The sequence below is a fragment of the Pseudomonas sp. genome, from assembly GCF_030683065.1.
GTDB lineage: Bacteria > Pseudomonadota > Gammaproteobacteria > Pseudomonadales > Pseudomonadaceae > Aquipseudomonas.
Map to the genome: position 1 here is coordinate 97,677 of NZ_JAUXMX010000029.1, position 19,375 is coordinate 117,051.

Here is a 19,375-nt window from a genome sequence, read left to right on the forward strand (position 1 = left end):
GCACAGCGACATGCAGCACAGCGATCCGCAGATCGCCATTCGTCAGCACTGGATGGGTGTACTCGCCCGTGCTGGCGCCAGCTTGGCAACTTACGAGTCGGCGTTGAAGGAAATCGATTACCGCCTGATTCGTGCCCCGGAAATCGGCATGACCCTGGTGCGTGGGCGTATGGGCGGCACCGGCAGCCCGTTCAACCTCGGCGAGATGAGCGTGACCCGCTGCGTGGTGCGCTTGGTCGACGGCCGCACTGGCTACAGCTACGTGGCGGGTCGTGACAAGCAGCACGCTGAACTGGCGGCCCTGGCCGATGCGCACTTGCAAGGCCAAGAGCAGGCGCACTGGCACGCACGCCTGATCGAACCGCTGGCCGCGGTTCAACGCGCCAAACAGGCGGCCAAGGCCGCCGAAACCGCCACCACCCAAGTGGAATTTTTCACCCTGGTCCGAGGAGAAGACTGATGAACGCGGCGAATAGCTCGCAATGGCTGCAACCGGCCTTCAATGATCCGGTGCTGGACGCGCAAACCAGTTTCCGCAGCGCCCTAAAAGCTCTGGCCGAACCAGGCCTGGCTCAACCGCTGAACCGCGCCCTGGCCCTGGAAAACCTGCATCCGGCAACCTACGCCCTGTGTCTGGCGTTTCTCGATGGCGACACGCCGCTGTGGCTGGCGCCGCGTTTCGACACGCCGGCGATCCGCGCCAACCTGTCGTTCCACTGTGGCTGCCCGATTGTCGCCGAGCGCGAGCTGGCGCTGTTTGCCCTGCTCGATGGCAGCCAGTTGGCCGACTTGTCTGATTTTGACAATGGCAGCGAACGCTACCCCGATCAGTCCTGCACCTTGCTGATTCAACTGGATGCACTGAGCGGCGGTGCACCTCTGCGCTGGCGTGGCCCTGGCATCAAGGACGTGCGCGGCGTCGAGCTGCCATTGCCGGCGGCGTTCTGGCAGCAGCGTCAGGCGCGCAGTGCGTTTCCCCGTGGTTTGGATGCCTTCTTCGCCGCTGGCGAGCAGGTCATCGGCCTGCCGCGCAGCACCCATGTGCTGCTCAATGCCGAGGAGGCTGCCTGATGTACGTCGCGGTTAAAGGTGGCGAGCGCGCCATCGACAATGCCCATTTGCTGCTGGCGAAAAAGCGCCGTGGCGATATTGCCATTCCCGAGCTGAGCGTTGCGCAAGTACGCGAGCAAATGCCGCTAGCGGTAGCGCGGGTCATGAGCGAAGGCTCGCTGTATGACCCACAGCTGGCTGCGTTGGCGATCAAGCAGGCGGCTGGCGACCTGATGGAGGCGATCTTCCTGCTACGCGCCTACCGCACCACGTTGCCGCGCTTTGGTGCCAGCGCCGCGCTGGAGACCACGCAGATGCAGCTGTCGCGGCGCATCTCGGCCACCTTCAAGGACTTGCCCGGCGGTCAGTTGCTCGGACCGACGTTTGACTACAGCCACCGCCTGCTGGATTTCGCTCTGCTGGCCGAAGGCGAACAGCCGGGGCCGCATGTCGACCCGCAGGCTGAACTGTCGCCGTGCCCACGGGTGCTGGATTTTCTCGCCGACGAAGGGCTGATGGCCCGTGAAATCGATGACGGCTTAGCGGTGCCGGATATCACCCGCGAGCCGCTGGACTTTCCCGCCAGCCGTGCCCAGCGTTTACAGGCGTTAGCCCGAGGCGATGAAGGCTTCCTGCTGGCGCTGGGTTATTCCACCCAGCGCGGTTACGGGCGCAATCACCCCTTTGCCGGGGAGATTCGCATTGGCGAGGTCGAGGTTTGGCTGGAGCCGGAAGAACTCGGCTTTGCCGTGCCGTTGGGCGATATCGAAGTCACCGAGTGCGAGATGGTCAACCAGTTCGTTGGCGGCAAGGGCATTGATGCGCAGTTCACCCGTGGCTACGGCCTGGCCTTCGGTTATGCCGAGCGCAAGGCCATGGGCATGGCCCTGGTTGACCGTTCGCTGCGTGCGGCGGAGTACGCCGAGGAGGCGCAAGGCCCGGCGCAGCAGGAAGAGTTCGTGCTGATGCACTGCGACAACGTCGAGGCCGCAGGCTTCGTCTCGCACCTGAAATTGCCGCACTACGTCGACTTCCAATCCGAGCTGGAGCTGATCCGCAAACTGCGCAAGCAGGCCAGCGAGCAGCCCGCCGCCGAGGAGCAACGCGCATGAATGCCCAAAGCCAGATCACTCGCGCCCCGGAAGCCGGGTATAACTTTGCCTATCTCGATGAACAGACGAAAAGAATGATCCGCCGTGGTCTGCTCAAGGCCGTGGCGGTTCCCGGTTACCAGGTGCCCTTCGGTGGCCGCGAGATGCCGCTGCCCTATGGCTGGGGGACCGGCGGCATGCAGCTGACCGCCGCGATTCTCGGTGCAGACGACGTGCTCAAGGTGATTGACCAGGGCGCGGATGACACCACCAACGCGGTGTCGATCCGCCGCTTTTTCGCCCGCACGGCTGGCGTTAAAACCACCACGCGCACGCCGGAGGCGACGGTGATCCAGACCCGTCACCGCATCCCGGAAACACCGCTGAGCGGCGATCAGATCATGGTCTATCAGGTGCCGATCCCCGAGCCGCTGCGCTTTATCGAACCCTCGGAAACCGAGACCCGCACCATGCACGCGCTGGAGGATTACGGCGTGATGCACGTGAAGCTGTACGAGGACATCGCCACCTTCGGCCATATCGCCACCAGCTACGCCTACCCGGTGACGGTCGATGAGCGCTACGTGATGGACCCGTCACCGATCCCCAAGTTCGACAATCCCAAACTGCACATGAGCCCGGCGTTGATGCTGTTTGGTGCCGGCCGCGAGAAGCGCCTGTACGCCGTGCCGCCGTTCACCCGTGTGGTCAGCCTGGATTTTGAAGATCACCCCTTCGAGATCCAGCGCTGGGACGAGTGCTGCGCCTTCTGCGGCAGCCAGGATTCCTACCTCGACGAGCTGATCGTCGACGACGCCGGGACCAAACGCTTTGTCTGCTCCGACACCGATTACTGCATGCAACGCCGAGACCTTGAAGAGGAGGGCGCGCAATGAGTGCTGCCGAGAAATTGCAGCTGCACACCGACACGGCGCAGCCGCTGTTCAGCGTGCGCGACCTGACACGTCTGTACGGCCCGGAAACCGGCTGCCAGGGGGTGTCGTTCGACCTGTATCCGGGTGAGGTATTGGGCATTGTCGGCGAGTCAGGTTCGGGCAAGTCGACCCTGCTCAGCCTGCTGTCGGGGCGCTGCCCGCCGGATTGCGGTGCAGTCAGTTATCGCGATACGACCGGTAACTGGGTTGATCTGTACAGCGCCAGCGAAGCGCAGCGGCGCACGCTGCTGCGTACCGAGTGGGGCTTTGTTGAGCAAAACCCGCGTGACGGGCTGCGTATGGGCGTGTCGGCCGGGGCCAATATCGGCGAGCGGCTGATGGCTCAGGGCGTGCGCCATTACGGCGAACTGCGCGCGGCCGGCATCGACTGGCTGCAACAGGTGGAGATCGACCCGCTGCGCATCGACGACCTGCCGCGCACCTTCTCTGGCGGCATGCAGCAGCGCTTGCAGATCGCCCGCAATCTGGTCTCTAGCCCACGGCTGATCTTTATGGACGAACCCACCGGTGGCCTCGATGTGTCGGTGCAGGCACGTCTGCTCGACTTGTTGCGCGGCCTGGTGCGTGAGCTGGATCTGGCGGTGGTGATCGTCACCCACGACCTGGCGGTAGCGCGTTTGCTGGCCGACCGGCTGATGGTGATGCGCCGCTCCCATGTGGTCGAGGCCGGGCTCACCGATCAGATTCTCGATGACCCGCAGCACCCCTATTCGCAGTTGCTGGTGTCGTCGGTGTTGCAGCCATGAAGCGCTTCGTAGCCCGGATGAAATCCGGGGGCGGTATATGCCAAATCCCCGGATTGCATCCGGGCTACGGGTCAATATGAGGTCAATCATGAATACGCTTATCGAGGTCTCTGGCCTCAGCAAGACCTTCACCCTGCATCAGCAGCACGGTGTGGTGCTGAATGTATTGAGCGGGCTGCATTTCAGCGTGCGCGCCGGCGAGTGCCTGGTGCTGCACGGGCAATCCGGTGCGGGCAAGTCGACCTTGCTGCGCACCCTGTACGGTAATTATCTGGCCGCTGGCGGCAGCATTCGCGTGCTGCACAACGGCGAATGGGTTGAGTTGGTCGGTGCCGAACCGCGTCAGGTGCTGGCGGTGCGTCGGCAGACCCTGGGCTATGTCAGCCAGTTTCTGCGGGTGATTCCCCGTGTCTCGACTCTGGATGTGGTGATGGAACCGGCCCTGGCCCGTGGCTGGAGCAAGACCGATGCCGAGGCGCGGGCGAAAAGCCTGCTCAGTCGCTTGAACATTCCGCAAGCCTTGTGGCAACTGGCCCCCGGCACCTTCTCCGGCGGCGAGCAGCAGCGGGTGAATATCGCTCGCGGCTTTATGGTCGCTTGGCCGCTGATGTTGCTGGACGAACCCACCGCCTCGTTGGACGAGGCCAACCGTCAGGTGGTGCTGGAACTGATTGACGAAGCCAAGGCCGCCGGTAGCGCGCTGATCGGCATCTTCCACGACCGCGCCGTTCGTGAGGCGGTGGCCGATCGCACCCTTGATATGAGCCAGGACATGGGCGCTGCAGCGCAGCAGGAGTATGTGTATGCCGGTTGAACAGATTTTCACCAACGCGCGCATCGTCACCGCTGAACAGGAGTTTCTCGGCACCCTGGTGCTGCGTAACGGCCTGATTGCTCAGGTGGAAGAGGGCGTCAGCGGCTTGCCGCAGGCGCAGAACCTGGATGGCGATTACCTGCTGCCCGGCCTGGTCGAGTTGCACACCGACAACCTGGAAAAATACATGAGCCCACGGCCAGGGGTGGATTGGCCCTCGGCCTCGGCCGTGCAAACCCATGATGCGCAGATTGTCTCGGCCGGCATCACTACGGTGTTTGACGCCCTGGCGATTGGCGATGTGAACCCGCGCGGCAAGCGCATGCAGCAGTTGCCGGCCATGCTTGAAGCCATTGCCGCCGCCACGCAAGCTGGGCACATGCGCGCCGATCATCGCCTGCACCTGCGCTGCGAAGTCTGCCACCCCGAGACCCTGGCGGTGTTCCGTGATCTGCTGGAGCACCCGCTGGTGCAACTGGTCTCGGTGATGGATCATGCACCGGGCCAGCGCCAGTTTGCTAAGGAAGACAAATACCGCGAGTACTACATGGGCAAGTACCACCTCAGCGAAACCGAGATGGAGACGTTTATCGTGGAGCAGGTGGACAACTCGCGGCAGTACAGCGACCGTCAGCGTCGCAGCATCGTTGCCGACTGTCAGGCCCGTGGTATTTCCGTGGCCAGCCACGACGACGCGACCCTGGCCCATGTGCAGGAATCGGCGGGGTTCGGCATGTCCATCGCCGAATTTCCCACTACCCTGGAAGCGGCCAAGGCCAGCCACGAATTGGGCATGAAGGTGTTGATGGGCGCGCCGAATATCGTTCGCGGCGGCTCGCACTCCGGCAATATTGCTGCCGCTGAACTGGCCGGGCATGGCGTGCTGGATATTCTCTCCAGTGATTACTACCCGGCCAGCCTGCTGCAGGCGGCGTTGCTGCTGGCCGGGCAAGACAACGCGTATGATCTGCCGCGCGCCATCGCCACGGTCAGCAAGGTGCCGGCCCAGGCGGCGGGGCTGGATGATCGTGGGGAAATCCGTGTGGGTCTGCGCGCCGATCTGGTGCAGATGCGCGTGCATGACGGCCAGGCGTTGATCCAGCAAGTCTGGCGACAAGCGAAAAGGGTGTTCTGATGAGTGGCCGGTTGATCTATCTGATGGGGCCTTCGGGCTCGGGCAAGGACAGCCTGTTGGATGCCGCACGCGAGCGGCTGGCCGCGCGTGGCTGTGTGATTGCCCGGCGGGTCATCACCCGCTCGGCGGAAGCGGTGGGCGAGGAGGCGGTGGGCGTGTCGCCGGCCGAGTTCGACCAGCAGGAAGCGGCCGGTGCTTTTGCCCTGAGCTGGCGTGCCAACGGCTTGGCCTATGGCATTCCCCGGCAGATCGATGACTGGCTGGCGGCAGGGCAGGACGTGCTGGTCAACGGTTCGCGGGCTTACTTGCCACACGCTTTGCAGCGTTATCCCGATCTGATTGGCGTATTGCTCTTGGTCGAGCCTGCGGTGTTGCGTGAACGCTTGCTCAGGCGCGGCCGTGAAAGCATTGAGCAGATTGAGCTGCGCCTGGCGCGTAATGCTCAGTTCGACGCCGCTAGCGCTGAGCGTGATGGCCTGCATCTGTTGGATAACTCGGCGTCGATTGAGCGTGCAGGGGACAACCTGCTGGCTCTGATCGGGGCCAGCCGCGTATGCGCCTGACTCTGCTCGGCACCGGCGATGCCCGTCAGGTACCGGTGTACAACTGCAGCTGTCCGGCCTGTGCCAGTGCGCGCGTTTATCCCGCGCGGCGCCGTGGCCCCTGTTGCGCGCTGATTGAATGCGGCGCGCAACGCTGGCTGATTGATTCCGGCCTGACCGATCTGTGCGAGCGCTTCCCGCCCCACAGCCTGAGCGGCATTCTGCAAACCCACTACCACGCCGATCACGCTCAGGGCTTGCTGCACCTGCGCTGGGGTCAGGGGCTGATTATTCCGGTGCACGGCCCGGATGACCCGGAAGGCCTGGCTGACCTGTACAAACACCCCGGTATTCTCGATTTCAGCCAACCGTTCGCCGCCTTCGAGCGGCGGCAACTGGGTGAGTTGAGCGTCACGGCGCTGCCGCTTAATCACTCGAAACCCACCTTTGGATACCTACTAGGGGGCGAAGACAGGCGTATCGCCTACCTCACCGATACCCTTGGCGTGCCGGACGCCAGCGCCGAGGTGTTGCGCCAGCAGCCGCTGGATCTGCTGGTGCTGGATTGCTCCACCGCACCGCAGCCCATCGCCCCACGCAACCACAACGACCTGACCCGCGCACTGGAAGTGGTCGATCAACTGCAGCCAAGGCAAACCGTGCTTACTCATATCGGCCACAGCTTCGATGCCTGGTTGCTGGATAACCCCGATGCCTTGCCGGCCGGCGTAAGCCTGGCGCATGACGGGCGGGTGTTATGAGCGGCCAGCGCTTTTGTGGGAGGGGCTTTAGCCGCGAAAGCTCTTGGGTTCAGCTGTCTGTCGCGGCTAAAGCGGAGCGCCGCCCGACCCCTCCCAAGGTAATGAGAGCAACCCAATGAACGCCCGCCGTGTGACGCTGCTGCTGTGCGGTGCGGAAACCCTGGGCATGGCCGGCTTTGCCCTGTTCGCCGCCTTGCTGCCGGATTTTCAGGCGTTGTGGGGGCTGAGCAATACCCAGGCGGGCTGGATCGGTGGCGGCTTCTTTCTTGGCTATATGGTCGCGGTGCCGATTCTTACCGGGCTGACGGATAAGTACGACGCGCGGCAGATCTACCTGGCGGCGATGCTGCTGACCGCGTTGGCCAATGCCGGCTTTGTGTTTGCCGATGATTTCTGGTCGGCGCTGGCCTGGCGGGTGTTGGCCGGTATTGGCCTGGCCGGCACCTACATGCCGGGGCTTAAGGCGCTGTCCGAGCGCATCGAAGGGCCGGCGCAGTCGCGGGCGGTGGCCTTCTACACGGCGAGCTTCGGTTTGGGCACGGCGCTGTCGTTTATCCTCGCCGGCGAGTTGGCCACGTTTGGCGGCTGGCAACTGCCGACCCTGCTCAGTGGCGTCTGCGCCTTGCTGGCCTGGGCCATGGTCTATTGGGGGTTGCAACCCAAAGCGGTGGTGCAGCATGCGCCGCGTAAATTGCTGGATTTTGCCCCGCTAAAGAATCGAGCAGTGGTCGCCTACTGCCTGGCCTATGCGGTGCATAACCTGGAACTGTTTGCCATGCGCGCCTGGGTGGTGGCCTTTGTGGTGTTTTCCGGGCAATTGCAGGGCCGCGATCCCTGGCTGTCCGGCACCTGGGTGGCGATGCTGGTGACTTTGATCGGCATGCCGGCGAGCATCTTCGGCAATGAACTGGCGCTGCGTTTTGGCCGGCAGCGCTGGCTGATCGCGGTGATGCTCAGTTCAACCGTACTGGCGCTGTTTATCGGCCTGAGTGCGGCGTTGCCATTCTGGCTGATGCTGGTGCTGGTATTGCTCTACAGCATCACCGTGACGGCCGACTCGGCCTCATTGACCGCAGGCCTGATTGCCGTCGCACCGGCTAGCCACCGTGGTGCGGCCATGGCGATTTATTCCTGTACCGGCTTTAGCGGCGCATTTCTTGGCCCGCTGCTGTTTGGCATCAGCCTGGATGTACTGGGCGACAAGAGCCTGTTGGGCTGGTGGGCGGCGTTTGCCCTGATCGGGGTGATATTGCTGCTCGGCCCGCTGGCGCTGTGGTGGGCAGGTAAAACCCGGGGGTTGGTGCGCACGGCGCACCCTACGGGCCGCCGGTTGTCTTGATCCGCTGCGCGCGCCGAGGCGTGAGGAAATGCTGATGCGCACACCTGGCCCCGCCTACCCTAAGGGCCAGCAAGTAGCCTGGGTCGAGCGCAGCGATACCCGGGGGGAGATGTCCACTGCACAGCGCGGTTAATGCGGCGCGCCGGCCGATCCTCCCGTGCTATTCGGGGCCAGTTAATCCAACGGTAATTCGGTGGTGCGTTTGACCTCGCTCATGGCGATGTGCGAGTGCGCTTCCTGCACATGCGGGCGTTGCAACAGGTGGTCACGCAGGAAGCGTTCGTAACTGGCGATGTCCTTGGCTACCACCTTGAGCAGGTAATCCGAGCCACCGGCCATGGTGTAACACTCCAGCACCTCGGGGTAGCCAACCACCGCCTGTTCGAATTCTTCCAGGTTCTTGCGGCCATGGGCCGACAGCTTGATATCGACGAACACGGTCATCCCCAAGCCCAATAATTTTGGGTTGAGCAGGGCGACTTTGCGCTCGATCAGGCCTTCCTCCTGCATGCGGTTAATCCGCCGCCAGCAGGGCGATTGTGACAACTCGACCTTCTCGGCGATCTCGGCGGCAGAGAGGTCGGCGTCATGCTGCAGCAGGCGAAGAATCTTGCGGTCGATAGGGTTAAGTTTTTCTTGCATGATTTCTCCAGAATTTTTGTATTTATAGGATAAGTCATGCGAAGTATTGGCTTTTTCCTGCGTATTTAGAAAGAAAAAAGCGGCACCGCTCAGTCATATTCTTAGCCAGTCGTTGCGCCCGGTGATCCCGGACGCAACAGAACCCGGTTGGCACTCACCGTTGCCAGCCTTGCTCTCCATAAAAATAAAAGGAGCGACAGCATGTCTCTGGCCGAGATCCGCCTGGATGACAAGTACCGCCTTGCCACTGGTCACCTGTACCTCACCGGCACCCAGGCGCTGACCCGCCTGCCCATGCTGCAGAAGCAACGCGACGCCGCCCATGGCCTGAATACCGCGTGCTTTATTTCCGGCTACCGGGGCTCGCCCCTGGGCAACCTCGACAAGAGCCTGTGGGACGCCAAGCAGTACCTCAAAGAGAATCACATCCACTTCCAGCCGGGGGTCAACGAAGAATTGGCCGCCACCTCGGTGTGGGGCAGCCAGCAGACCAGCCTGTTCCCCGGTGCGCGTTACGACGGTGTGTTTGCCATGTGGTACGGCAAAGGTCCGGGTGTGGACCGCTGCGGTGATGTGTTCAAACACGGCAACTCGGCCGGCGTTTCCGAGCATGGCGGCGTGCTGCTGCTGGCCGGCGACGACCATGGCTGCAAGTCTTCGAGCATCGCCAACCAGAGCGAGCATGCGTTTATCGCCGCCTCGATCCCGGTGCTCAACCCGGCCAACGTTCAGGAAATTCTCGATTTCGGCATCATCGGCTGGGAGCTGTCACGCTACAGCGGTTGCTGGGTGGCGCTGAAAACCATCGCCGAAAACGTCGACTCATCCGCTGTGGTGGAGGTCGATCCGCTGCGCATGCAGGTGAAGATTCCCGAGGATTTCCAGCTGCCGGAAGACGGTGTATATATCCGCTGGCCGGACCCGCCCCTGACCCAGGAAGCACGCCTCAATACCTACAAAATCTACGCCGCCCGCGCCTTTGCGCTGGCCAACAACCTCAACCAGATCAAACTCGACTCGCCCAACCCGCGCTTAGGCATTATCACCACCGGCAAGTCCTACCTCGACGTGCGTCAGGCTCTGGATGACCTCGGTCTGGATGACGCGCTCTGTGCACAAGTCGGCCTGCGTGTGCTGAAGATTGGCATGAGCTGGCCGCTGGAACCGGTATCGGTGCATGAGTTTGCCGAAGGCCTGGACGAGATTCTGGTGGTCGAGGAAAAGCGCGGCATCATCGAAGACCAACTCACCGGTCAGCTCTACAACTGGCCCGTGGGCAAGCGCCCGGTGGTGGTTGGCGAGTTCGACGAAGCCGGCCATTCGCTGCTGCCGAATCTCTCCGAACTGACCCCGGCGATGATCGCCCGCGCCATCGCCAAGCGCCTTGCGCCGATCTACAGCAGCGCCAGTATCGACGAGCGCCTGGCCTTCCTGGCGGCCAAGGAAGCATCGCTGGCTGCGCCTAAACACACCACTGTGCGCACCCCGCATTTCTGCTCCGGCTGCCCGCACAACACCTCGACCAAATTGCCGGAAGGCAGCCGCGCCCAGGGCGGTATCGGTTGCCACTACATGACCCAGTGGATGGACCGCAACACCGACACCTTTACCCAGATGGGCGGCGAGGGTGCGACCTGGATCGGCCAGGCGCCGTTTACCGACACGCCGCATATCTTCCAGAACCTCGGCGACGGCACCTACTTTCATTCCGGCCAACTGGCCCTGCGTGCGGCCGTGGCCGCCGGGGTGAATATCACCTACAAAATTCTCTACAACGACGCGGTGGCCATGACCGGCGGCCAGCCGATCGACGGCGAATTGCGCGTCGATCAACTGAGCCAGCAGGTGTACGCCGAAGGGGTGAAACGCATCGCCTTGGTCACCGACGAGCCGGAGAAATACCCGACCCGTGCCACCTTCGCGCCCATCGTCAGCTTCCACCATCGGCGTGATCTGGATGCCGTGCAGCGCGAGTTGCGCGAGTTCCAGGGCTGCTCGGTGCTTATCTACGACCAGACCTGCGCCACCGAGAAACGCCGTCGGCGCAAACGCGGCAAGCTGGTCGATCCGCAAAAACGTGCCTTTATCAACCCGGCAGTGTGTGAGGGTTGTGGCGATTGCAGCGTCAAGTCCAACTGCCTGTCGGTGCTGCCGCTGGAAACTGAGCTGGGGCGCAAGCGCGAGATCGACCAGAATTCCTGCAACAAGGATTTCAGCTGCGTTGAAGGCTTCTGCCCAAGCTTTGTCACTGTGCACGGCGGCAGCCTGCGCAAACCGGAAGCCGTGGGTTTGAGCGCGCTGTTTATTGCCCTGCCGGAGCCTCGGCAACCTACTCTGGAACGGCCGTGGAATATCCTCTTGCCAGGTGTCGGCGGTAGTGGCGTCACCACTGTCGGCGCGTTGCTCGGCATGGCTGCGCATATCGAAGGCAAGGGCTGCAGCGTGCTCGATCAGGCCGGCCTCGCGCAGAAGTTCGGCCCGGTGATCACCCATATCCGCGTCGCCGCCAAACAGGACGACATCTTTGCCGTACGAATCGCCGCCGGCGAGACCGACCTGCTGCTCGGTTGCGATCTGGTGGTCTCGGCCAGTGAAGAGGCCCTGGCCAAGCTCAATGACAAAATCGCCCATGCGGTGGTCAACAGCCATGAAGCTGCCACCGCCGAATTCACCCGTAATCCAGACGCGCAAGTGCCTGGCGCGGCGATGCGCGAGGCACTGATCGAAGCGGTGGGCGCGGGCAAAACCCACTTTGTCGACGCCAGCCGCCTGGCCACGCGTCTGCTCGGCGACAGCATCGCCACCAACCTGTTTATGCTCGGTTTCGCTTACCAGAAAGGCCTGGTGCCGGTGTCTGCCGAAGCCATCAACAAGGCCATCGAGCTTAACGGCGTGGCTGTGCAGCTCAATCAGCAGGCATTCCTCTGGGGCCGTCGAGCGGCCCATGATGCGGTCGCCGTGGAGCGTCTGGCCAAGCCGACTGTGGACGAAGCAACCCATTGCCAGACGCTGGAAGACATCATCGCTGACCGCGTTGTGCGCCTGACTGCCTACCAAAACGCCGCCTACGCCGAGCGCTACCGCGAGCAGGTGGTGCGGGTGCAGCAGGTCGACAACAGCGCTGACCAAGCGTTGAGCAAGGCAGTGGCGCGTTACTACTTCAAGCTCTTGGCCTATAAGGACGAGTACGAAGTGGCGCGGCTGTACAGCGACGGCAGCTTTATCCGTCAGCTGGAGGCGCAGTTCAGCGGCGACTACCGCCTGGAATTCCACCTGGCACCTAGCTGGTTGAGCAAGCCGGATGCCAGCACCGGCGTGCCGCGCAAGCGTCAGTTCGGCGCCTGGATGCTCAAGGCTTTCGGCGTACTGGCCACGTTCAAGTTCCTGCGTGGCACACCGCTGGACCTGTTCGGCTACAGCGCTGAACGCAAGCTGGAGCTGCAGCTGATCGACGACTACGAGCAGAACCTGGACTACCTGCTCAAGGAACTCAATGCCGACAACTACCGCACCGCACTGGCCCTGGCCGAGCTACCGGAGCAGATCCGCGGCTATGGCCACGTCAAGGAACGTAGCCTGGCCAAGGTGCGCGAGCAGAGCAGCCAGCTCAAGGCGCGCATGTTGGTTAGCGAGATTCAGGCGGTGCACCTGTTCGAGCCAGCCGCCTGACAACCAATCCCCTGTAGGAGCCAGCTGTGACCCACATGGATGTGGGGAATGCCGCAAGGCGTAGGGAACGATAGCGGCCTGGCGATTTTCTGGCATCAGTGACACGCCATGATCGCCAGGCCGCCGGACCGCAGCAAGAACTAGGCGTCCCCCTGGCTCCTACACGTTGATAGGCCTCAACCCTCACAACAAGAACAATCAAGGAACTCCCATGTCCGTGTTTTCCCATATCGATTTCGACCACCACGAACAGGTGGTCTACGGCCACGACCAGGCCAGCGGCCTGAAGGCGATTATCGCCATTCACAACAGCAACCTCGGCCCGGCCCTCGGCGGTTGCCGCATGTGGAATTACGCCAATGACGATGAAGCGCTGCGCGATGTGCTGCGCCTGTCGCGCGGCATGACCTACAAATCGGCCCTGGCCAACCTGCCACTGGGCGGCGGCAAGGCGGTGATCATCGGCGACCCGCATACCGGCAAGAGCGCGGCGCTGTTCCAGGCCATGGGTGATTTTGTCGACAGCCTCGGCGGCCGCTATATCACCGCCGCCGACTCCGGCACCGGCGTTGCGGAAATGCAGATCATGGCCGAGCGCACCCGCCACGTATCCGGCGCCGAGCTGCGCGAAGCTTTTGCCGGCGGTACGCGCAATGGCGACCCGTCACCGTCCACCGCCTACGGCGTATTTATCGGCATCCAGGCCGCAGTCAAACACCGCCTGTGCCGTGATGATCTGCACGGCCTGAAAGTGGCAATTCAAGGGGTAGGGCAGGTGGGCTTCGACCTGGCGCGTCAGCTGAAAGCTGCCGGGGCCGAGCTGTGGGTGACTGATATCGTCGAGGCCAATGTGCGTCGCGCGGTCGAGCAACTGGGCGCAACCGCTGTCAGCCAGCAGGCAATTTTCGGCCTGGATGTCGATGTGTTCGCGCCCTGCGCCATGGGCGGCATTATCAACCAGCAAACCCTGGAAGCCCTGCGCGCACCGATTATCGCCGGGGCCGCCAACAACCAACTGGCCGATGCCAGCCTGGCGGAAACCCTGCGTCGCAACGCGTGCCTGTACGCGCCGGATTACGCGATCAATGCCGGCGGCATTATCGACGTCTGCTACGAGCGCACCGGCGGCAGCGCCGCACAGCTCAAGGCGCATATCGAAGGCATCGGCGCGACCCTGGCGGAGATTTTCCAGCGTGCCGAGCGCGAGGGCGCCACCACCACCGCTATCGCCGATCGTCTGGCCGAGGAGCGCCTGCACTGCGGCGTATGACGTAGGGTGCGCCGTGCGCACCAGGCACCAGAGGTGTCTGGTGGCGCCCTGAGCGTCCTTTGTTGGGTATCGCTGCGCTCAACCCAACTTTTTCCACAACAACAAGAGGGTAAAACCCAATGAGTCAAGACAGCATCGCCGGCGCCAGTGCCGGCCCCGTCAGCAGTTCAGCCGCGCGCGGCCTTTGGTCGTCGCGCTGGGTATTCTTTCTCGCCGCCACCGGTTCAGCAGTGGGCCTGGGCAATATCTGGAAGTTTCCCTATATCACCGGGGAGAACGGCGGCGGCGCCTTCGTCCTGGTCTACCTGGCCTGTATTCTGGCCATTGGCATTCCGCTGTTGATGGCCGAGGTGATGATCGGTCGTCGCGGCCGGGCCAACCCCGAGGGCGCCTTCGCTGCCGTGGCCAGGCAGGCGGGCGCCAGTCGTCATTGGCGCTGGCTGGGCACGCTGGCGGTGCTTACCGGTTTTCTCATCCTTAGTTTCTACGCAGTAGTGGCCGGTTGGGCCCTGGCCTATGCGCCAGCGGCGGCCATGGGCAGTTTCGCCGGGCTGGACGGCGAGAGCAGTGGCGCCTTGTTCGGCGCCATGCTCGGCGACCCCTGGAAGCTGGCCGGTTACGGCACCCTGGTATTGCTACTGACCCTGGGCATCGTCGCCCTGGGCGTACGCGAAGGCCTGGAGCGTGCACTGCGGTTCATGATGCCGGGATTGTTCGTGCTGCTGTTGATTCTGGTGGGCTATGCCGCCACTACCGGGCATTTCCTCGAGGCCGTGCACTTTCTGTTTGACGCCGACTTCAGCAAGCTCAGTGCGCAGAGCGTGCTGGTGGCGCTGGGGCATGCGTTCTTCACTCTCAGTCTGGCAAGCGGTGCGATGATGGTCTACGGCTCTTATCTGCCGGCCGGTACGTCCATCGTCAAGACCTCGCTGATGGTGGCCCTGGCTGATACCGGGGTGGCTTTGCTCGCTGGCCTGGCGATCTTCCCGCTGGTGTTTGCCAACGGCCTGGAGCCAGGCGCCGGCCCCGGGTTGATCTTCGTCACCCTGCCTATCGCCTTCGGCCAGATGCCGTTCGGCCAGGTAATCGGTGGTCTGTTCTTTATCATGCTGGCACTCGCCGCGCTGACCTCGGCAATCTCGCTGAGCGAGCCGACCATTACCTGGCTGTGTGAAAAATTTGCGATCAGTCGGCTCAAGGCCGTGCTGTTGAGTGGCCTGGCGCTGTGGTTGTTGAGCCTGGGTACGGTGCTGTCGTTCAACGCCTGGGCGGAATTCACCCTGTTCGGCAAGACCTTCTTCGACAGCCTGGATTACCTGACCACCAACCTGATGATGCCGCTCGGCGGGCTGGGAACGGTGCTGTTCACCGGTTGGGCGTTGAGCCGTGCAACGGTGCAGGAAGCCTTGGGCGTTGGTCATGCGCGATTGTTCAAGCTGTGGTGGCAGCTGCTGCGCTGGGTCACGCCAGTCGGGATTCTGGTGGTGTTCCTGCACACCCTCGGGCTGTTCGCATAAGCGTTAGTCGTCCCGGGGTGTGTCTGGTGCGAAGGTGGGCAGTGTGAGGCTTGTCCACCTTCGCCGTTTTAGCCGCGAATGGCCGCAGGCCCCATCAAATAATCGTGCATAAGTCCCCTCCCACAACAAAACCTAGATCTGCGTAGGAGGGGCCTTGGCCGCGAAGGGCCGTGCCGAGATGCTGAATCCATGCGCCTGTCTCAGTCCAGGGCCAGGGCCAGGCTGATGCCATGAGGCTTGAATCCCAGCTCGGCGTAGAAACGATGGGCGGCCTCACGGCTCTGGTTGCTGGACAGCGCCAACTTGTAGCAACCCCAACTGCGCGCGCGCTCAACGGCTTTGCCCATCAGCGCCCGACCGACACCCAGGCCGCGGGCGTCGGCATCTACCACCACATCCTCGAGCACCGCCGAGCGGGCGAAGTTGTGCGCCAGGTGTTCGATCAGATTGAGCGTGCAGGTGCCCAGCAGCTTGCCATTGCGCTCGGCCACCAGCACTGCGCGGTTGATCGGCAGCTCGGTCAGGCGCAAGGCCAGTAGCTTGGCGTCGGGGCGCGGTTCTTGCGGAGCCAGTTGCTGCAGCAAGGCGGCCAGGGCAGCGGCGTCGGTGACGCTGGCGGCGCGCAGGCTGATGGTGGTGAAAGGCGAGTCTGGCGAGAGGCGTACCTGTTTCATGGCAATCTCCGTGCTGATTCAGCAGGAGTATGCTCAAGGCTTGATGGCAGTGACATGACAAAACCGCGCAGGCTCGCTAAGATGCGGCCCGGCTGGTGGCTTGTGCAGCCAGCGCGCAAAAAGTCCCCTTAGTTCAAGGGATAGAACAAGCCCCTCCTAAGGGCTAGATGCTGGTTCGATTCCAGCAGGGGACGCCAAACAACAGGTTATGTACACCGTGCAATAACCAACAAAAAAGGCTTACGCACTGCGTAAGCCTTTTTTCGTTGCGGCGCCTTATCAAGCCTGGCGCTGTGCCTCGCTGATGCAGGCCGTGGCGGTAAACAGTACGTCGGTGGAGGAGTTCAGCGCGGTTTCCGCCGAATCCTGGACGATGCCGATGATAAAGCCCACCGCCACCACCTGCATGGCCACGTCATTGGGGATGCCGAACAGGCTGCAGGCTAGAGGGATCAGCAGCAGCGAGCCGCCGGCCACGCCCGAGGCTCCGCAAGCACTGACTGAGGCCAGCAGGCTGAGCAGCAGGGCAGTGGGCAGGTCCACGGCGATACCCAGGGTATGCACCGCAGCCAGCGTCAGCACGCTGATGGTGATGGCTGCCCCGGCCATGTTGATGGTGGCACCCAGGGGGATCGAGACCGAATAGGTTTCCTCATGCAGGCCCAGGCGCTGGCACAGCTGCAGGTTGACCGGAATATTGGCCGCCGAGCTGCGGGTGAAGAAGGCGGTCAGGCCGCTTTCGCGCAGGCAGGTGAAGACCAGCGGGTAGGGGTTGCGGCGCAGCTTGAAGAAGACAATAGCCGGGTTGACCACCAGGGCGACAAACAGCATGCAGCCGACCAATACCAGCAGCAGGTGCAGGTAGTCGAGCAGCGCTGCCATGCCTGATTCGGCCAGGGTCGCAGCCACCAGGCCGAAGATCCCCAGCGGCGCCAGGCGGATCACCAACTTGACAATCGCGGTGACGCCGGCGGACAGGTCGGCAAGCATCAGTTTGCTGCTCGGGCTGGCGTGGCGGAAGGCCAGGCCAAGACCGACGGCCCAGGCCAGAATGCCGATAAAGTTGCCCCTGAGCAGCGCATTGACCGGGTTGTCGACCACATTGAGCAGCAGGGTCTGCAGCACTTCGCTGATGCCGCCGGGGGGGCGTCAGGTCGGCACTGTTGCTGACCAGGGTCAGGCTCGAGGGGAATACGAAACTGGCGGTGACGGCAATCAGTGCTGCGCTGAAGGTGCCGAACAGGTAGAGCAGCAGAATCGGCCGGATGTGGGTTTGTTGATCGCGTTGGTGGTTGGCAATCGAGGCGGTGACCAGAATAAACACCAGTACCGGCGCCACGGCTTTCAGGGCCGAAACGAACACCGTGCCGAGGAAGCTGACGCTGCTGGCCGCTTCGGGCAAGAAGACGGCCAGAGCGATGCCGGCGAGCAGACCGATAAAGATCTGTAGCACCAGGCTGGTGCGGTTGAATATCTGCAGTAGCGGGCGTTTGGCAGCAGTCATGACATGCATCTCAATAGAGCCAGCAATCTCTTGTGTGGCGTAGCGGGTACGCCTGGATGCGTTGGCTGCGTGGCTGTGGGTCAGGCATTTGCCGGGGCGAGGGCGCCTTGGCAAAAAATAGCGCGCGACTTTAGCACAGAGCCCTGCTTGCAGGTGTTGGGCGGCCAGCCCGACTGCTAGGCTAGTGTCACGACAGTGCTATCTGACCGTTCGCATGCTGGTGCCGCCAACCTGCGCGGCCCCACGTGCTGTGATCCGACATATCATGAGTGACACGGCATCAGTGCCATGCCCGAGCCTTAGAGAATTACCATGACCAGCGAAACCCCAACCCCGTCGATCGATGTGCCGCTGACGACCACAGAAGCTCGAGTTCTGGGCTGCCTGATCGAAAAGCAGGCGACCACTCCAGAGGTTTACCCGCTGACCCTCAATGCCCTGGTACTGGCCTGCAACCAGAAAACCAGCCGCGAACCCTTGATGAACCTCAATGCCGGACAGGTCGGCCAGGGTTTGCGCAGCCTTGAGGGCCGAGGGCTGACGCGCCTGGTGATGGGCAGTCGAGCGGATCGCTGGGAACACCGTACTGACAAAGCGCTGGAATTGGTGGCAGCGCAAGTCGTCTTGGTAGGCTTGTTGCTGTTACGCGGGCCGCAAACGGTCAACGAATTGCTTACGCGCAGTAGTCGCATGTACACGTTCGAAGATGCGGCGCAGGTGCAGCACAACCTGGAGCGGCTGATCAGTCGCGGCCTGATCTGCCTGTTACCGCGCCAAGCGGGGCAGCGCGAAGAGCGCTATATGCACGTGCTGGGCGATCCGGCAGATATGCAGGCAGCCATGGAGGCGCGGGCCAGTGAGCCGGAACGGGCGACCACCAATGCCCAGCATGAAACTCGCCTGGATGTATTGGAGGCCCGGATTGCGGCCCTGGAAGAGCGGCTGGCGCAATTGGAGTAAAACGCTCAGGCGTGTAAAAGGTGCCCATTCGGGCACCTTTTTCGGGGCGGCTCATGTCTCATCGCTCGGGGCGTTAGCCAATGCGCTGGCCTGGGGTACGTTCAGCGCCACCTTCGGCGAGACGATTGGGGCCTACCCGATCGGCGCCATCCTCGGCGACACGCAGGCGCTGTTGCAGGCGTTCAGCGCCACCTTCGGCGAGACGATTGGGGCCTACCCGATCGGCGCCATCTTCGGCGACACGTAGGCGCTGTTGCAGGCGTTCGGCGCCACCTTCGGCCAGCGGAGTGTTACCAAAACCAATAACTGATTTGACGCTGCTGTCTTGGGCTTCGCCAAGCAGGGGTTGAGGGCTGCCTTGCGGCAAGGCGAATGCGCTAGCGGTCAGGCTGGTCAGGAACAGTGCGGTGATCATTTGCTTTTTCATGTTCAGGCTCCTCGTGAGGGCGGTAAGTGACTACGAGGGCCATACTACCGATGAAAAACTGATGAAGAAGTTGCGTCTGGGCATGGTAATAATCGATGCGCTTGATAGTAAGGTTTAGCCGCTCTATAACGGCCGTTACAAGTGCTTTAAAAGGACCTTTTGGGGACTGGCAATGACGCAGTTGGCTTGGTCTTTACTATCTATTTATTAGATGTGTTTACCCGGGGCGTGGTACAGCGCCTGATCGCAATAGTAGCTTTGCTTGAAATACTGAACGG

General features: G+C 62.6%; 17 protein-coding genes, 1 tRNA gene and 1 pseudogene. 15 read left to right on the forward strand and 4 right to left on the reverse strand.

Going from position 1 to position 19,375, the window contains the following annotated elements:
• The first annotated feature begins 10 nt into the window (after positions 1 to 10).
• The 10 genes from phnG to Q8K09_RS07370 all read left to right on the forward strand — a co-directional run bounded on the left by phnG (position 11) and on the right by Q8K09_RS07370 (position 8,434).
• Complete coding sequence (gene phnG / locus Q8K09_RS07325) at positions 11 to 460, forward strand: phosphonate C-P lyase system protein PhnG (RefSeq protein ID WP_305254401.1); 450 nt, start codon at positions 11 to 13, stop codon at positions 458 to 460.
• Entirely contained in the window at positions 460 to 1,071 is a 612-nt protein-coding gene (phnH, locus tag Q8K09_RS07330; protein ID WP_305254309.1) for a phosphonate C-P lyase system protein PhnH, read from the forward strand. Before phnG ends, phnH begins: the two co-directional genes overlap by 1 nt.
• Positions 1,071 to 2,162 carry a carbon-phosphorus lyase complex subunit PhnI gene (locus tag Q8K09_RS07335; protein ID WP_305254310.1) on the forward strand — a complete coding sequence of 364 codons (1,092 nt, stop codon included), beginning with the start codon at positions 1,071 to 1,073 and terminating at the stop codon, positions 2,160 to 2,162. The genes phnH and Q8K09_RS07335 overlap by 1 nt, the downstream gene beginning before the upstream one ends.
• On the forward strand, positions 2,159 to 3,037 hold the full coding sequence (locus tag Q8K09_RS07340; RefSeq protein ID WP_305254311.1) for an alpha-D-ribose 1-methylphosphonate 5-phosphate C-P-lyase PhnJ: 879 nt from the start codon (positions 2,159 to 2,161) through the stop codon (positions 3,035 to 3,037). The genes Q8K09_RS07335 and Q8K09_RS07340 overlap by 4 nt, the downstream gene beginning before the upstream one ends.
• Positions 3,034 to 3,843, forward strand: coding sequence for a phosphonate C-P lyase system protein PhnK (phnK, locus tag Q8K09_RS07345; RefSeq protein ID WP_305254312.1), 810 nt, complete (start codon positions 3,034 to 3,036; stop codon positions 3,841 to 3,843). The genes Q8K09_RS07340 and phnK overlap by 4 nt, the downstream gene beginning before the upstream one ends.
• Positions 3,844 to 3,931: 88 nt before the next feature.
• Positions 3,932 to 4,657 (forward strand): phosphonate C-P lyase system protein PhnL, encoded by a 726-nt coding sequence (gene phnL, locus Q8K09_RS07350; RefSeq protein WP_305254313.1) that lies wholly within the window; start codon positions 3,932 to 3,934, stop codon positions 4,655 to 4,657.
• Positions 4,647 to 5,792, forward strand: a complete 1,146-nt coding sequence (locus Q8K09_RS07355) for an alpha-D-ribose 1-methylphosphonate 5-triphosphate diphosphatase (protein WP_305254314.1) — start codon at positions 4,647 to 4,649, stop codon at positions 5,790 to 5,792. Before phnL ends, Q8K09_RS07355 begins: the two co-directional genes overlap by 11 nt.
• Positions 5,792 to 6,355: a phosphonate metabolism protein/1,5-bisphosphokinase (PRPP-forming) PhnN gene (phnN, locus tag Q8K09_RS07360; RefSeq protein WP_305254315.1), complete on the forward strand. Its 564-nt coding sequence runs from the start codon at positions 5,792 to 5,794 to the stop codon at positions 6,353 to 6,355. The genes Q8K09_RS07355 and phnN overlap by 1 nt, the downstream gene beginning before the upstream one ends.
• Positions 6,346 to 7,095, forward strand: coding sequence for a phosphonate metabolism protein PhnP (gene phnP, locus Q8K09_RS07365; protein ID WP_305254316.1), 750 nt, complete (start codon positions 6,346 to 6,348; stop codon positions 7,093 to 7,095). The genes phnN and phnP overlap by 10 nt, the downstream gene beginning before the upstream one ends.
• A 115-nt stretch (positions 7,096 to 7,210) precedes the next feature.
• Positions 7,211 to 8,434 carry a nitrate/nitrite transporter gene (locus tag Q8K09_RS07370; protein WP_305254317.1) on the forward strand — a complete coding sequence of 408 codons (1,224 nt, stop codon included), beginning with the start codon at positions 7,211 to 7,213 and terminating at the stop codon, positions 8,432 to 8,434.
• Between the two features lie 174 nt (positions 8,435 to 8,608).
• Here the strand turns inward: Q8K09_RS07370 and Q8K09_RS07375 are convergent, their stop codons facing one another.
• Complete coding sequence (locus tag Q8K09_RS07375) at positions 8,609 to 9,076, reverse strand: Lrp/AsnC family transcriptional regulator (protein ID WP_305254318.1); 468 nt, start codon at positions 9,074 to 9,076, stop codon at positions 8,609 to 8,611.
• Between the two features lie 201 nt (positions 9,077 to 9,277).
• On the opposite strand from Q8K09_RS07375, the gene Q8K09_RS07380 reads away from it, so the two are divergent.
• The 3 genes from Q8K09_RS07380 (at position 9,278) to Q8K09_RS07390 (ending at position 15,532) form a co-directional block, all read left to right on the forward strand.
• Positions 9,278 to 12,745: an indolepyruvate ferredoxin oxidoreductase family protein gene (locus Q8K09_RS07380; protein WP_305254319.1), complete on the forward strand. Its 3,468-nt coding sequence runs from the start codon at positions 9,278 to 9,280 to the stop codon at positions 12,743 to 12,745.
• Between the two features lie 211 nt (positions 12,746 to 12,956).
• Entirely contained in the window at positions 12,957 to 14,015 is a 1,059-nt protein-coding gene (locus Q8K09_RS07385; RefSeq protein ID WP_305254320.1) for a Glu/Leu/Phe/Val dehydrogenase dimerization domain-containing protein, read from the forward strand.
• Positions 14,016 to 14,134: 119 nt separating this feature from the next.
• Positions 14,135 to 15,532: a sodium-dependent transporter gene (locus tag Q8K09_RS07390; protein WP_305254321.1), complete on the forward strand. Its 1,398-nt coding sequence runs from the start codon at positions 14,135 to 14,137 to the stop codon at positions 15,530 to 15,532.
• Positions 15,533 to 15,732: 200 nt separating this feature from the next.
• Here the strand turns inward: Q8K09_RS07390 and Q8K09_RS07395 are convergent, their stop codons facing one another.
• Positions 15,733 to 16,206 (reverse strand): GNAT family N-acetyltransferase, encoded by a 474-nt coding sequence (locus tag Q8K09_RS07395; protein WP_305254322.1) that lies wholly within the window; start codon positions 16,204 to 16,206, stop codon positions 15,733 to 15,735.
• A gap of 122 nt (positions 16,207 to 16,328) precedes the next feature.
• Between Q8K09_RS07395 and Q8K09_RS07400 the strand changes: the two genes are divergently transcribed.
• A tRNA-Arg gene (locus tag Q8K09_RS07400) sits at positions 16,329 to 16,403 on the forward strand.
• 82 nt (positions 16,404 to 16,485) lie between these two features.
• On the opposite strand, the pseudogene sstT reads toward Q8K09_RS07400, so the two are convergent.
• Positions 16,486 to 17,710 (reverse strand): annotated as a pseudogene (gene sstT, locus Q8K09_RS07405) (serine/threonine transporter SstT).
• Positions 17,711 to 18,022: 312 nt separating this feature from the next.
• Here sstT and Q8K09_RS07410 point away from each other — a divergent pair.
• Positions 18,023 to 18,670 (forward strand): YceH family protein, encoded by a 648-nt coding sequence (locus tag Q8K09_RS07410; protein ID WP_305254323.1) that lies wholly within the window; start codon positions 18,023 to 18,025, stop codon positions 18,668 to 18,670.
• Between the two features lie 73 nt (positions 18,671 to 18,743).
• On the opposite strand, the gene Q8K09_RS07415 is transcribed toward Q8K09_RS07410, so the two are convergent.
• Positions 18,744 to 19,097, reverse strand: a complete 354-nt coding sequence (locus Q8K09_RS07415) for a phage infection protein (protein ID WP_305254324.1) — start codon at positions 19,095 to 19,097, stop codon at positions 18,744 to 18,746.
• Positions 19,098 to 19,375: the final 278 nt, after the last annotated feature.

Excerpts from the sequence above, each read along its gene's own strand:
- phnG (WP_305254401.1), top strand. The coding sequence starts at position 11 with ATGCAGCACAGCGATCCGCAGATCGCCATTCGTCAGCACTGGATGGGT.
- phnH (WP_305254309.1), top strand. The coding sequence starts at position 460 with ATGAACGCGGCGAATAGCTCGCAATGGCTGCAACCGGCCTTCAATGAT.
- Q8K09_RS07335 (WP_305254310.1), top strand. The coding sequence starts at position 1,071 with ATGTACGTCGCGGTTAAAGGTGGCGAGCGCGCCATCGACAATGCCCAT.
- Q8K09_RS07340 (WP_305254311.1), top strand. The coding sequence starts at position 2,159 with ATGAATGCCCAAAGCCAGATCACTCGCGCCCCGGAAGCCGGGTATAAC.
- phnK (WP_305254312.1), top strand. The coding sequence starts at position 3,034 with ATGAGTGCTGCCGAGAAATTGCAGCTGCACACCGACACGGCGCAGCCG.
- phnL (WP_305254313.1), top strand. The coding sequence starts at position 3,932 with ATGAATACGCTTATCGAGGTCTCTGGCCTCAGCAAGACCTTCACCCTG.
- Q8K09_RS07355 (WP_305254314.1), top strand. The coding sequence starts at position 4,647 with ATGCCGGTTGAACAGATTTTCACCAACGCGCGCATCGTCACCGCTGAA.
- phnN (WP_305254315.1), top strand. The coding sequence starts at position 5,792 with ATGAGTGGCCGGTTGATCTATCTGATGGGGCCTTCGGGCTCGGGCAAG.
- phnP (WP_305254316.1), top strand. The coding sequence starts at position 6,346 with ATGCGCCTGACTCTGCTCGGCACCGGCGATGCCCGTCAGGTACCGGTG.
- Q8K09_RS07370 (WP_305254317.1), top strand. The coding sequence starts at position 7,211 with ATGAACGCCCGCCGTGTGACGCTGCTGCTGTGCGGTGCGGAAACCCTG.
- Q8K09_RS07375 (WP_305254318.1), bottom strand. The coding sequence starts at position 9,076 with ATGCAAGAAAAACTTAACCCTATCGACCGCAAGATTCTTCGCCTGCTG.
- Q8K09_RS07380 (WP_305254319.1), top strand. The coding sequence starts at position 9,278 with ATGTCTCTGGCCGAGATCCGCCTGGATGACAAGTACCGCCTTGCCACT.
- Q8K09_RS07385 (WP_305254320.1), top strand. The coding sequence starts at position 12,957 with ATGTCCGTGTTTTCCCATATCGATTTCGACCACCACGAACAGGTGGTC.
- Q8K09_RS07390 (WP_305254321.1), top strand. The coding sequence starts at position 14,135 with ATGAGTCAAGACAGCATCGCCGGCGCCAGTGCCGGCCCCGTCAGCAGT.
- Q8K09_RS07395 (WP_305254322.1), bottom strand. The coding sequence starts at position 16,206 with ATGAAACAGGTACGCCTCTCGCCAGACTCGCCTTTCACCACCATCAGC.
- Q8K09_RS07410 (WP_305254323.1), top strand. The coding sequence starts at position 18,023 with ATGACCAGCGAAACCCCAACCCCGTCGATCGATGTGCCGCTGACGACC.
- Q8K09_RS07415 (WP_305254324.1), bottom strand. The coding sequence starts at position 19,097 with ATGAAAAAGCAAATGATCACCGCACTGTTCCTGACCAGCCTGACCGCT.